The organism is Mariniphaga anaerophila (assembly GCF_900129025.1).
GTDB lineage: Bacteria > Bacteroidota > Bacteroidia > Bacteroidales > Prolixibacteraceae > Mariniphaga > Mariniphaga anaerophila.
This window is the reverse complement of sequence record NZ_FQUM01000003.1, coordinates 574,958-588,600: the sequence shown is the minus strand read 5'-3', so window position 1 is coordinate 588,600 and position 13,643 is coordinate 574,958. Positions and strand designations below refer to the sequence as shown.

Annotated in this window: 9 protein-coding genes and 3 tRNA genes; 4 read left to right on the top strand and 8 right to left on the bottom strand. The window is 44.2% G+C overall.

Translation table 11 applies throughout. The features are described from left to right. The first annotated feature begins 79 nt into the window (after window positions 1–79). Complete coding sequence (locus BUB08_RS08470; RefSeq protein WP_073000736.1) at window positions 80–769, top strand: SIR2 family NAD-dependent protein deacylase; 690 nt, start codon at window positions 80–82, stop codon at window positions 767–769. Between the two features lies 1 nt (window position 770). Further along, entirely contained in the window at window positions 771–1,391 is a 621-nt protein-coding gene (locus BUB08_RS08465; RefSeq protein ID WP_073000734.1) for a porin family protein, read from the top strand. Between the two features lies 1 nt (window position 1,392). Here the strand turns inward: BUB08_RS08465 and BUB08_RS08460 are convergent, their stop codons facing one another. The 4 genes from BUB08_RS08460 to BUB08_RS20235 all read right to left on the bottom strand — a co-directional run bounded on the left by BUB08_RS08460 (window position 1,393) and on the right by BUB08_RS20235 (window position 5,444). Further along, the gene (locus tag BUB08_RS08460) at window positions 1,393–1,821 is read right to left on the bottom strand and encodes a globin domain-containing protein (RefSeq protein ID WP_073000732.1); all 429 of its coding nucleotides are present in this window, start codon (window positions 1,819–1,821) and stop codon (window positions 1,393–1,395) included. A gap of 60 nt (window positions 1,822–1,881) precedes the next feature. Further along, window positions 1,882–2,583 (bottom strand): ComF family protein, encoded by a 702-nt coding sequence (locus BUB08_RS08455; protein ID WP_073000730.1) that lies wholly within the window; start codon window positions 2,581–2,583, stop codon window positions 1,882–1,884. 313 nt (window positions 2,584–2,896) lie between these two features. Continuing rightward, window positions 2,897–3,742 carry a polysaccharide deacetylase family protein gene (locus tag BUB08_RS08450; protein ID WP_073000904.1) on the bottom strand — a complete coding sequence of 282 codons (846 nt, stop codon included), beginning with the start codon at window positions 3,740–3,742 and terminating at the stop codon, window positions 2,897–2,899. 178 nt (window positions 3,743–3,920) lie between these two features. Beyond that, complete coding sequence (locus BUB08_RS20235) at window positions 3,921–5,444, bottom strand: DoxX family protein (protein WP_073000728.1); 1,524 nt, start codon at window positions 5,442–5,444, stop codon at window positions 3,921–3,923. Between the two features lie 248 nt (window positions 5,445–5,692). On the opposite strand from BUB08_RS20235, the gene BUB08_RS08440 reads away from it, so the two are divergent. Both BUB08_RS08440 and BUB08_RS08435 read left to right on the top strand, forming a co-directional pair. Beyond that, complete coding sequence (locus BUB08_RS08440) at window positions 5,693–6,988, top strand: cysteate synthase (RefSeq protein ID WP_073000726.1); 1,296 nt, start codon at window positions 5,693–5,695, stop codon at window positions 6,986–6,988. A 142-nt stretch (window positions 6,989–7,130) separates the two neighbouring features. Then, the gene (locus tag BUB08_RS08435) at window positions 7,131–10,400 is read left to right on the top strand and encodes a beta-galactosidase, LacZ type (protein ID WP_073000724.1); all 3,270 of its coding nucleotides are present in this window, start codon (window positions 7,131–7,133) and stop codon (window positions 10,398–10,400) included. Between the two features lie 261 nt (window positions 10,401–10,661). Here the strand turns inward: BUB08_RS08435 and BUB08_RS08430 are convergent. From BUB08_RS08430 to mutS, 4 genes are all read right to left on the bottom strand, one after another. After that, a tRNA-Gly gene (locus tag BUB08_RS08430) sits at window positions 10,662–10,734 on the bottom strand. A 13-nt stretch (window positions 10,735–10,747) separates the two neighbouring features. After that, window positions 10,748–10,831 (bottom strand) — tRNA-Leu (locus tag BUB08_RS08425). An 18-nt stretch (window positions 10,832–10,849) separates the two neighbouring features. Beyond that, a tRNA-Gly gene (locus BUB08_RS08420) sits at window positions 10,850–10,922 on the bottom strand. A gap of 116 nt (window positions 10,923–11,038) precedes the next feature. Further along, a complete protein-coding gene (mutS, locus tag BUB08_RS08415; protein WP_245820182.1) occupies window positions 11,039–13,621 on the bottom strand; it encodes a DNA mismatch repair protein MutS in 2,583 nt (860 codons plus the stop codon). Between the last annotated feature and the right edge of the window lie 22 nt (window positions 13,622–13,643).

Genomic DNA, 13,643 nt, shown 5'->3' with positions numbered 1-13,643 from the left:
TATTTTGGGTATAGTTTGGCTTAGGAAAAAGGAATCGATTTCAGATTTTCCTCTATCTTTAAGCCTGAATCTTTTGGATATGAAGAAGAAGCTGGTAATACTTTCAGGAGCCGGGATCAGCCAGGAGAGCGGGTTGAAAACTTTCCGCGATATGGGCGGTCTTTGGGAGCAATACAATGTTACTGAGGTAGCCAGCCCCGAGGCGTGGGAACAGAACCCGGAACTTGTTTTGCAGTTTTACAATGAACGACGGAAACAACTCTGGAGCGCTAAGCCAAACAAAGGACACCTTGGAATAGCGGAACTGGAGCGGTGGTTTGATGTGGATGTAGTTACGCAAAACGTTGATGACCTGCACGAACAGGCCGGGAGTACAAGTGTGTTGCATCTGCACGGGGAGTTGCGAAAAGCACGATCGACCGTTGAGCCTGACTTGGTGTATACGTTGAAACATTGGGAACTGAAGTGGGGAGATACTTGCGAAAAGGGAAGTCAGCTTCGTCCACACATCGTTTGGTTTGGCGAAGATGTGCCGGAGTTTGAGAAAGCAACCGCGATTGCCCAAAAAGCTGATATCTTTGTCGTAGTGGGAACTTCGCTGGTGGTTTACCCGGCAGCAGGCCTTGTGCATTACATCAGATCCGGAACTCCGGTGTTTGTGATTGACCCGAATAAGCCGGATGCTGTTATGCAGAATGTTGAATACATTCAGAAAAAGGCAGGGCGCGGAGTGGAATTATTAACAGAAAAACTTGAAAAGTTCAGATAAAATGGCAAAGAAATTATTTTTTACAGCGGCAATATTGTTTTTCGCTTACTGGGTTTCGGCACAACGCTTTGAGGGCGGTTTTCTTGCCGGTTTTAATGCCACACAGGTAGAGGGTGATAATTTTAAAGGGTATAATAAACCCGGAATTTTGGGCGGATTTTTTGTGCAGACAGATATTGCTCCCGCCATTTTTGCCGGGATGGAAATTAAATATTCACAAAAAGGATCCCGCAAGCGGATAAAAAAGAACGACCCCGACCCGCAAAAATACATCATGCGACTGGGATATGTTGATGTTCCTTTATTTGTTGGGTTTCGAACAAACGACAGGGGAGCTGTGGTTGCCGGTGTTTCTGCGGGGTATCTGATTCATTCGGCAGAATATGATGAATATGGAATGTTTCCGCCGGAAGATCAGCACGCGTTTAATAATCTGGATTTGCAACCGTTTCTGGGGTTTCAGTTTGATATGCTCGACCAGTTAAAGTTAGACCTTCGTTTTGCCCTTTCGGTATTGCCTGTTCGCGGGCAACCGGGCGATGAGGCAACTAATTATTACTGGCTGAATAACCAGTTTAATAACGTGATTTCGCTGGCTGCGTATTACAGTTTCGGGCGTTAAATTACCAGTGGTTTACCATCCACATCGAAAAAATATCGATGTAATTCCAAAACGACAGGGCTAAATCGTCGGGTAATTGTTGTTGCCTGATTGCCTGCGCGTAACATTCGAGCCAAACCTGACGGGCCTCGGGAGTTATTTTATGCGGAAGGTGGCGTTTGTACATCATGGGACGGCCACGGTTTTTGTTGAAATACATGGGACCACCGCAAATCTGTATGAAAAAATCGGATGAATTTTTTTTTGCTTTCTCCAAGCCAATGTTGTCTTGTGGAAACAGGTGCTTTATTCCGCTCTCAATTAAAAGATTGTAATGATCGTTTACCAGGTTGCGAATTTTTTCTTCGCCTAACGTATTAAAAATTTCGTGCGAAGGAAGAGGAACCTCGGGTTTTTGCCCGGAAGTATATTGGCTGATGTGAAATTCCATTTTTTTATTTTTTCAAACTAAAGATGAAACAAAGCAGAAGAGAAGAGGTTGAGGGGTTTTTCAAAAATCGGCAAAGGCAAGGGTGGCAATGCTCACTTTTGTCGCTTTAATTTTTAGCAGTTCAAAGGCACAGGCTTCAAGCGTAGAGCCGGTAGTAACCACGTCGTCGATTAGTAATATGTGTTGGTTTTCAAAAAGCTCCGTTTTTTTTACTCCGAAAATTCCGTCTACATTCTGCCAGCGTTCAAACCTGTTTTTGCGGGTTTGAGTAGCCGTAAAAACTTTCCTGAACAAATTGTCGGCCGATATTGGTTTGTGCATTACTTCTGCAATGCCGCGTGCAATCCATTCACTCTGATTAAACCCCCGTTTTTTTTGTTTTTTTGGATGAAGCGGCACCGGAACAATTACATTCACGCGATTGAAGTTCCCGTCTTCCGCCAAAATATCTCCAAACTTTTTTCCGGTTTCCTGCCCCAGCTCTTTCATCCCTTTATACTTTATAAAATGAATGAGCTTTTGGTACCTGCTGCCTTTGCGGTAATGAAAAAAAGAAGTGGCCTGTTCAACGTGAACCCTTCCCCAGAACAGTTGCGCAACTTTGTTTTCTTCGTCAGTGTGAAAATTGCTGACCGGCAGGTCGAACCAACATTTCATGCAAATGTATTTTTCCTGGGAAATAAGCCTTTCGTTGCAGGTGATGCAAAGCTGCGGGTAAAACAGGTCCGATAAGTCGTTTAGGATGTGTGTAAGTGTGTTCATGTTCCGTAAGTTACGGATTATTTCTAAGACATAAAAAACAAGTTGGGCAGCATGGCTGGCGGCTTTTAATTAATCTTTAACCGTACATTAAACGTAATGAAATAAAATGGGGCTTTATTTGTATCGGGTAAAAGAAAAGCATCATTTTTCATCACTGAGTTCTTCTAAAAGCTGTTCAAAACAAAATGATTTCTTTTCCGAATTACCTGAAACTCTCTCATCCCTTTTTGAAATTGTTCCCAGGTTGTCTTTCCCAAGGCAACCTTTTTTTTGATGTAAAGCGACAGAATCTGCAATATTAATTCGTCGTTGGTTATTGCTTCAAATCCGCATAACTAATCAGCTTAATTCCTTTTTGTTGAATGGTTTGTTTTACTTTAGGACTGGTAAAAACCCGTGTGACCCATTCACGATCTTCTCCTACATTTTCGTAACCGATATGCCCTACTGTTTCCATCTCCGCTGTGTTTTTTGCCGGATGTTCGATAAAAAGATATTTGCCGGGAGTGAGCTTTTTCAGGTTTTCACAGAATTTGTCAATCCTTTTTTCCGGGGGAATATCATTTCCCCATCCCGTAAAGCGTTGGAGCTCTTTTGTGTCGACTTCCAATCCATATTCTTTGGCGAGTTTATTTACCAGATCGTTTATTTTCGGGTCGAGGCCGGTAAATCCCATGTGACTGGAAAGGTGCGAAATGTGTGGCAGGTGCTTTACGGAAAGTTCTATTTGCGCCCTTAACTCCTGTTCAATCTCCTCCAGTTTCCAGTCCGATTCAGAGATCGAGGAATTTTGCGGAAAATTGGAATTCTTCCACACCATCGGATAAAAGTAGCCGTCTTCGTCAACCAGGCTGGGGCAGTGCGTGAGTGGCCTCCATTTTACATTGCTCCATTCGCTGGTTAACGTTAAATGAATGCCAACATCGTACCCCGGATTTTCGGCCAGCATTTCAACTGCTTCTGTAAACCACGCACACGGCGGCATTAATTCTACCGAGCGTGCAATTCCGTTTTTGTATACTTCGATGCAGCTTTTGTTGGCAGCGTGAAAAGATCCAATGTCATCGGCTCTTATAAGAAGCTGAAATTCCTCGTTTTGTTGGGAAAATCCAAAGGAAACAGTCAATCCAAAAATCAGGCTTAAAACTAAATTTTTCATGCGTATAAAATTTTTTGATTGCTGAATGTTCAACAAATTTGAATACATTCAGGAATTCGCATAAATTTTAATCATTTCTTTTTGTGAATTTAGAATGAAGAAAATTCATGTTTGTCCGTGTGTAAATATTGTGGTTGTATAAAGCAATTTTATGCGAAGTTTAATAAATAAATTTCTGTCAGCCAAACCATTTCCGTTTTCTTCCCTGAAGGTTATTTAATACATCAATGGTGATGTTTACGTCGTTTACAATCTGGAAATCGAACATGCCCACGCAGATAAAATCGGCTCCGTTTTGGAAAGCCCACTCAAAACCATTTTCAGGAGGAATGGATCCCGCGGCCAGAACTTTAAACCCCATTACCGGTACTTTTGCACGTTCTACGAATTCTGTCGTCCGGTCAGGAAAGAGGCAGAAACAGTTGTCGTGAAAACGATTGTGGTCGAGGTGTTTTTTGCCATCTACTTCAAAAGGCACGCGGTTTTCGCGCGGGTGTGCCGACCAGTACTTGTCGTGGTGCATTGTTTTCATGTAGTAGTCGGGGATAATTCCCTTTTCTTCGCAGGCAATCAGCGCATCAACAGTGTGCGATGCAAGCCCGGCGGTGTATCCTTGCGAGCGGATTCGATCCATCATTTTTTCAATCACCTCAAATTTTTTGTCGCGCACCAGCCAGTCGCACCAGTTCCCCTGCACCTGAATAATATCCATCCCCGAATCAATGGCCTTGTCAATATTCACAAAATAGTCGTTGTTCTCCATATCCGGATGAACCTGGGTAATCACTTTTATTTTGCTTCCGGTTATTTTTCGGTATTTTGACATTGTTTCAATGGTTGGGAAACCAATATTTATCGTGTCAATCCCGGCTTTTTCGGCCAGCATGAGCGTTTCAAAAATTTTCTTTTCGGTGTTGTATGCCCGAAACAGGGAGGGAACATAAATTAAATCGCGGGAATGTGCCCAGCCGCCAATAAGGTTTCCGCCCAGTACCAGCCGACTGATTATGTGTTTCCCTATTTTTCCTTTGGGCAGATCGCCTTTTAGTTCGTTAATGCCTGCGCCGCCAACCTGAATGGTAGCACCCGACAATGTGTCAACACCAAACTCCTTGCTTTCGCGGAATGCCCCCCAGCCGATAATTCCTAACGCCGGCAGTGTTGCCAGGTTTTTTAGCGCTTCCCTTCGCGAAGAAAAATTTTCTTGCGGCTCACCTTTTGTTGCTTCTGTAGTTTTTGGGGCAGTCGAAAAATATTTTAGCGCGTAAAGTCCAAAGCCTCTTTCTTTAGCGAACAGCAAGATAAGCAAGGCTGCTGCTTCAATAAAGTTTTTATTTACAATGTAGTAACTGCCGTCGGCCATTCCGGCTAGCGAGCCGCCAAACGGAGGGTAGGCAAAATAGTACAGCGTTAACAGAGCAAAGCCGGCAACCGAAGCCGTGCGAATAAAAATTCCCAGAAAAAGGGCAACGCCGATTAACAGCAGTGCCGCAATATTCACCGGATCAATAATAGTGATGATTCCTTCCGAGGCTGCCATCCAATGATAAAAGCCGGAAAAAGGACCGGTTGCATTTGCCAGATAACCTGCTGCCGACCAGTTTGAAGCCCACAATTTAACCAGCCCTTCGTATAAAAAATGCCAGCCAATGGCCACTCTGAGCAGGGTGATGATGGTTTTCTTTAGTTTTTGATTGTTCATGGTTTAAGTTGCTTCAGCGTTTCGTCTAAACAAAAATATCATTTTCGCTTTTTAAAAAGTGCTTTTGTGTGGTGAAAATGTTGTGTTTCTGTTATTTGGAATTTTTATTGATAATGCTTGGCGGAATGCAACAATAGCCGGATAATGAATATTTGCTTTCTTCAGGGAAAGGAGCCTCGGATTTTTTTATTTTTCCTGATAAATTTTTGTAAAATGTTACTTTTGTGGTTTCATCGAAGAGAATAACAATGAATAAAACTTTTACAAGAACCAGTTATCGGCTTCAATCTGTAAAATCGGGAAAAATTTTTAGTGACAAAGGATGGACACTTGATGCCCCCGGAGAAACCGAACCCTCGCTAATCAGGGCGTTATACGAAAAAAAACAAATTGATGTAAAAGACAACTCCTGGGGGTTGTATAAATTTTCAGATTGGCTGCCGCTAAGCCGCACGCTGAAAGGGTCGTCTGCTCCGGCAACCTACAAAAGCGAGGGGCTGGCAAAAGCCCTCGGGTTGAAAAACTTGTGGATTACTTTTAGCGGTTACTGGCCCGAAAAGGGTGCGAACATGACAACCTGTAGCTTTAAAGAAACCGAGGCGTTTTCTGTTTGTGGAAGAATGACTTCGGATATGAATGAGGTTTTGGTTGTGGCATCTGCCGGAAACACCTCGCGTTCGTTTGCCGAAGTTTGTTCGGAAAACAACATTCCGTTGCTGGTTTGTGTTCCTGAAGATAATATTGGAGCACTCTGGTTTGACGAACCGTTGAACGATTGTGTGAAGCTTATATGCAGCAGATCGGGAAGCGACTACTTCGATGCAATTCATTTATCAAATATTGTAGCCGGAATGGAAGGTTTTATTCCTGAAGGTGGCGCTAAAAATGTTGCCCGCCGCGACGGGATGGGCACAACCGTTCTCTCTGCCGTTACTGCCATCGGGAAAATTCCTGATTATTATTTTCAGGCTGTTGGAAGCGGGACCGGAGCTATTGCTGCGTGGGAGGCCAACATGCGGTTTATTGAAGATGGCCGTTTCGGAAAAAATAAAATGAAACTGATGGTTTCGCAAAACGTGCCGTTCCTGCCCATTTACGATGCCTGGAAAGCCGGTTCGCGTGCGATGCTTCCGCTGGATGAAACAACAGCACGGAAACAGGTTGAAGGAATTGACGCGAAAGTGTTGTCCAACCGAAAACCTCCGTACCCGATTGCAGGAGGCCTTTTTGATGCGCTTTCCGATACGGGTGGCGATGTTCTTGTTGCTACCAACGAACAGGCAAGGGCAGCTGCCCAGCTTTTTGAAGAAACAGAAGGATCCGACATTCATCCGGCAGCGGCAGTTGCTACTGCTACCCTTATCAACGCGGCACAAAATGGTGAAATTGACAAGGATGCTACAATTATGCTGAACATTACCGGAGGAGGAGAAGATCGGTTTAAAGCAGAAAAAGAATTGTTCTACCTGAAACCTGACTTGGTGTTCGATTTCAATCCTGATGTTTCGGAAGTTAAAAGAAAAGTGGCTTCTCTGTTTAAATAGAAGAAGAGTACAAAATAGTGTTGGTTTTTTGGGGAAAACACATTTTTTCCCCTGTTGAGATTTTATTTTGTCGCCTTTTGAATAGGTGAAATCAACGAATTTATCGTCCTTCAATAAAACAACGAATATTAAACACCCAATTATGGCTAATCGAAATTATCTTTTTATCGCTTTGGCATTTTTTGCTTCAGTAACGTTGGTGTCTTGTAATAAGTACTCCAACTATTCCGATGTTCCCTGGGAAGAACAGGAGAATCCACCCTGGGAAGATCCGGCAGTGTATGAAATTAACAGGGAAGTTCCCCGTGCTTATTTTGTCCCGTATGCAACGGTTGAACAGGCGCGAACCGAAGATAAATGGCAGTCGCCCATGGTTCAGTCACTTAACGGAATGTGGAAATTTCATCTGGCAACCAAACCCGCAGAAAGGCCCTATTGGTTTTTTAAAGATGATTTTGATGTCAGGGATTGGGACGAGATTAAAGTACCTTCAAACTGGGAAAGACAGGGGTATGATTACCCCATCTATGTAAATGTGAAATACCCGCACGAAAAGACTCCGCCTAAAATTCAGGAATTTTACAACCCGGTAGGTTCGTATAAAACAACCTTTAATATTCCGATAGGGTGGAACGAAAAAGAGATTATTTTGCATTTTGGAGCAGCAAGTTCCATGCTTAATGTTTGGGTGAACGAACAGTTTGTTGGCTACTCTGAAGACAGCAAAACACCCGCTGAGTTTAATATTACCAAATACCTGAAATCGGGTGAAAACACGCTTGCCGTTGAGATATTTCGATGGAGCGATGCCTCTTATCTCGAAGATCAGGATTTCTGGAGAATGAGCGGAATGACCCGCGATGTGTATTTGTTGGCGCGCAATCAGCAGCAAATTCAGGACTTTAGGGTTACTTCCGGGCTGGATGAAACTTATACCGATGGTGTTTTTTCGCTGGGAATAGACATAATGAACATTGGCGAAAAAGCAGGTTCAGGAGTTGTTGAAGCGGTTTTGTACGACCAGGGATTTGTTGTTGGGGAGTTCTCGAAAAAACTGAATACAGGAAAACAAAATGTTCATTTTGATGCGGTTGTCCCTAAAGTGAAAAAATGGTCGGCCGAATATCCGAACCTGTACGAACTGGTTATCACTTTAAAAAATGACGACGGAGTTGTTGAAGTTCTTCGTCAGGAAGTGGGTTTTCGTTCGGTGGAAATTAAAGATGCCACCTTGCGGGTTAACGGCAGGTACGTCTATCTGAAAGGCGCCAATTTACACGAGCATCATGAAATTACCGGGCATGTGGTGGACAAGGAAACCATGTTGAAAGATATTTTGGTAATGAAATCGCACAACCTGAATGCCGTACGTACTTCGCACTATCCGCAACCGGAATTGTGGTACGAGCTGTGCAACAAATACGGGTTGTATGTTGTGGACGAAGCCAACATCGAATCGCACGGAATGGGTTACGGAGATGAGTCTCTAGCCAAAGATCCTGCCTGGAAAGAAGCCCATCTTTTCCGCACAAGAAATATGTTTGAACGCGATAAAAATCAGCCGAGCGTTATTATTTGGTCGTTAGGAAATGAGGCCGGTAACGGTGTAAACTTTTATGCAACTTACGATTATCTGAAATCGGTTGATACAACCAGGCCGGTTCAGTACGAGAGAGCTGTGCTTGAGTACAACACCGACATCGTCTGCCCAATGTATATGCGCATGGAGGGAATGGAGAAATATGCACAGTCGAATCCCGAACGCCCGCTTATTCAGTGCGAATACGCCCATGCCATGGGAAACAGCGTTGGAAACCTGCAGGATTATTGGGATTTGATTGAAAAATACGACGTGTTGCAGGGAGGATTTATCTGGGACTGGGTAGACCAGGGATTGGTTACTACCAATGAAGAAGGTGAAGAATACTGGGCGTACGGTGGCGATTTTGGCCCTGACACAGTTCCGTCTGACGGAAATTTTTGCAACAACGGATTGGTTGATCCCGACCGGGGCGTAAAACCACATCTTCTTGAGGTGAAAAAAGTGTATCAGTACATCGGGTTCGAACCGGTAGATTTGAAAAAAGGCACCATCAGCATTAAAAATAAATATGCTTTCCGCAATTTGTCGGATTTCAATTTCGAATGGGAAATAACCGGCAACGGAAAGTTGATTAAGTCAGGGAAATTCGAAAATATTCAGGCTGAGCCGGGTGAATCAGTAATGGCAAAAATAGATGCTTCGCTGGATGCCGAACCGGGAGTGGAATATTTTGTGAATATGAAAGCTACGCTTAAAAGGCCTGACGGATTGCTGGAGGCAGGTGCAGAACTGGCTGCGGAGCAGTTAAAATTGCCTGAATTTGTAGTGGCGCCAAAATTGAATATTGCCGACATGCCGGCTGTGTCTACAAACGAAGCCGGAAACTCAGTAGTTGTTACCGGGGAAGGCTTTTCTGTAACTTTTGACAAAGAAGAAGGTGTTATTACCAGTTTCAAAAAAGGAGATGTTGAATTCATTCAGGAAGGGCCTGTGCCTAATTTCTGGAGGGCGCCCACTGACAACGATTTTGGCAACAACCTGCACAAGCGAAGCCGGGTTTGGCGCGAAGCCGGGAAAAAACGACAGGTGGTTTCTGTGGAGGTAAACGATAATATTAGCAGTTGGCAGGAGAGCGGGAAAAACACCAATATTTCTGTGGTGCCCGAAAAATCGGATAACCTTGCACAGGTTGCTTTCAGTTTTGACCTTGTGAATGAACAGGGAGAGAAAATTGCAAAGTACAACACTGTTTATACAGTTTTTGGCTCGGGCGACGTAATTGTTGAGAACCATTTTAAAATGACCAAAGAAGAGCTGCCGGAAATTGTTAGGATGGGAATGAATCTGATTATGCCGCGCCGCTTCGACCAGATGGAGTGGCTGGGACGCGGTCCGCAGGAAAGTTACCAAGATAGAAAAACAAGTGCTTTTGTCGGACTTTATAAAGGAAGCGTTGCCGATCAGTATTGGGCATATCTTCGTCCGCAGGAAAACGGAAACAAAACCGATGTGCGCTGGGCTGCTATTACTGATGAGGCCGGAAACGGGCTTTTCTTCCAGGGAATGCCGCTGGTTAATGTAAGTGCTCACCACAACCTTTTGGAGGATTTTGAGTCGATGGAGCGTACCGACGGACGGCAGATGGAAGGTGTAAAAGTGGTGAATCGCCACACCACCGATATTAAGCCACGCGACCTGACATCGGTAAATATCGATTTTATGCAAATGGGTGTAGGTGGCGACAACAGTTGGGGAGCTTGGACTCACGATGAGTACCGCCTTACCGAGAAAGAGTACAAGTACAGTTTCCGGATGAAAGCAATTAGCCCCGAAGAAAGCCCAGAAAAACTGGCGAAGGAGCGGTTATAAAAACACGATTTAGAAAACGTTAAAATGAATATATTAAAGGTTCGGCTGTAATGGTCGAACCTTTTTTTTGTGTCGAATTGGTTTTGATTTCCCTCGCATCTTGGAGCGATGCAGCGGGGGAGAGGCAATCCGTGATTTCCTGGCAAAAAGAAAGCCGGCTCTTTAACAGACATTGGTCTATAGCCCCTGAAAAACCCACCGAAGAAAAAAGAACCCTGTAGTTACGAAAAAAGGCCGCATATTCTGCAGCCTTTTTTGGTGAGCGAGAAACGGGACTCGAACCCGCGACCCCGACCTTGGCAAGGTCGTGCTCTACCAACTGAGCTATTCTCGCATTATTAATTAGGTACCCGGAGGGGGACTTGAACCCCCACGATCATAATGATCATTGGATTTTAAGTCCAACGTGTCTACCATTCCACCACCCGGGCCTCCTTCAATAAAAAAAGAGCGAGAAACGGGACTCGAACCCGCGACCCCGACCTTGGCAAGGTCGTGCTCTACCAACTGAGCTATTCTCGCATCTAATACTAACGTTAAAGAACCTACTTTTAAAGCGATGCAAATATATTGCTAATTTTTTGTTATCACAAAATATTGAAAAAAATTTCCCGTAAAATCACGTGACACCAACTGAATCAGCGCAATCCGGCCAGTTTTTTTATCTCGTTTAGCTTGTTTAACGCCTCAATCGGAGTAAGATTGTTAATATCGAGATGCGCAATTTCATCGCGAATCTGCTTTAACACCGGGTCGTCCAACTGAAAAAAGCTCAGCTGCATTCCTTCGCGGTTGGTACCAATCTCACCCAACGGCTTTGCCAAGTCTTCCTTGTCTTTGCTGCCCTCCAGCTTTCTCAAAATTTGCCCGGCTCTCGAAGTTACCGACTTGGGCATTCCGGCCATTGCGGCAACGTGTATCCCAAAACTATGATTACTGCCGCCACGCACCAGTTTCCGCAAAAAAATCACCTTATTGCCCACGTCTTTGATGGACACATTGTAATTTTTTACACGCGAAAAAGAGCTTTCCATTTCATTCAGTTCGTGGTAATGAGTGGCAAAAAGTGTTTTTGCTTTGGCACGAGGATGTTCGTGCAAATATTCTACAATAGACCATGCAATGGAAATACCATCGTAGGTTGAAGTGCCACGCCCCAACTCATCAAAAAGGATAAGGCTTCTGTCCGAAACATTATTCAGAATGCTGGCAGCTTCGTTCATTTCAACCATAAACGTGGATTCTCCCAACGAAATATTATCGGACGCCCCAACACGGGTGAAAATTTTATCTACCAACCCAATTTTGGCCGACTCTGCCGGCACAAAACTTCCCATCTGAGCCAGCAGCGTAATCAATGCAGTTTGCCGGAGCAATGCCGATTTCCCCGCCATGTTTGGCCCTGTTATTATTATAATTTGCTGGGTTTCCTGATCGAGGTGAACATCGTTGGTAATATAAGACTCTCCAATGGGTAACTGTTGTTCAATAACCGGATGCCGGCCTTCTTTAATATCCAGCTCTGAACTCTCGTTTACCTCGGGCCTGAAATATTTGTAGCTTTCAGCACATGTGCCAAACGACAACAAACAATCCGTTTTTGCGAGAATTAAAGAATTCATCTGAATGGCAGAAATGTATTCCGAAAGCGCAATAATCAGGTCATTAAAAAGCTTCGTTTCCAGTGTCTGAATTTTTTCTTCAGCACCCAAAATTTTTGATTCGTATTCTTTTAACTCTTCGGTGATGTATCGCTCAGCACTTACCAGCGTTTGTTTCCGAATCCAGTCCTCCGGCACTTTATCTTTGTGGGTGTTCCTCACTTCAATGTAATACCCGAAAACATTATTAAAGCCCACTTTCAGCGAAGGAATACCATACTTTTCCCCTTCCCGCTTTTGCAGTTGGGCCAGGTAATCTTTCCCCGAGTAGGCGATTTTTCTCAACTCGTCGAGCTCTTCCGACACACCTTCGGCAATCACTTTTCCCTTATTCACAGCCGTTGGAGGATCTGCCACAATTTCATTCTGAATTCGTTCGCGGATAATCTCGCACAAATTCAACTGATCAGCAAAACGGTTCAGGGTTTTATTATCGGCATCAGCGCAAATCTGTTTCATTGGAGCAATAGCGATTAACGCATTCTTTACCTGGGCCATTTCCCGCGGATTAATGCGTCCCACAGCAACTTTCGACACCAACCTCTCCAAATCGCCAATCTGTCTCAGTTGATTCTCCAGATTTTCCTTTAATTCCGGATTTTTCAGAAAGAATTCAACTGCATCCAGCCGCTCATTAATGGGGCTGATATCTTTTAAAGGCAGTGCAATCCAACGTTTGAGCAACCGCGCTCCCATTGGTGTTATTGTTTTGTCGATAACCTGAAGCAGCGATTTTCCGCCTTCATGAAGAGGCGCAAATAGTTCGAGGTTCCGAATGGTAAACCTGTCGAGCCACACGTAACGTTCTTCCTCAATACGACTCAGTCCGGTAATATGTTTTAGCCGGTGGTGCTGCGTTAAATCGAGATAATGCAACACCGCGCCTGACGCAATAACCGCCAGCGGCATATTCTGAATACCGTATCCTTTTAACGAGGTTGTTTCAAAATGACGGGTGAGCCGGTCTGTGGCAGCATCGGTGGTATAAACCCAGTCATCGAGATTATACGTATAATATTTACTTCCGAATATCTCGGTAAATTCCTTTCCCCTTCCCCGCTGAAACAACACTTCTTTGGGCTGAAAAGAGCTCAGTAACTTATCAATATATTCGTAGGTTCCTTCGGCAGTTAAAAACTCGCCGGTAGAAATATCCATAAATGCCACCCCGGCCATTTTCTTATCGAAATGAACCGATGCTAGGAAGTTATTTTCCCGGTTTTCCAGAATGTTTTCGTTAATAGAAACACCCGGGGTAACCAGTTCAGTAATGCCTCGCTTAACAATTTTCTTTGTCAGTTTTGGGTCTTCGAGTTGTTCGCAAATGGCTACCCGCTGGCCGGCTCTAACCAGCTTCGGCAAATATGTATCCAGTGCGTGATAAGGAAACCCGGCCAACTCCACATAACTGGCGGCACCATTTGCCCTCCGCGTTAGTGTGATTCCCAAAATCTCGGCAGCCTTTATTGCATCGTCTCCGAATGTTTCATAAAAATCTCCAACCCTGAAAAGCAAAACAGCATCAGGATGTTTGTCCTTGATTTTGAAATATTGCTTCATCAAGGGCGTTTCTACATATTTT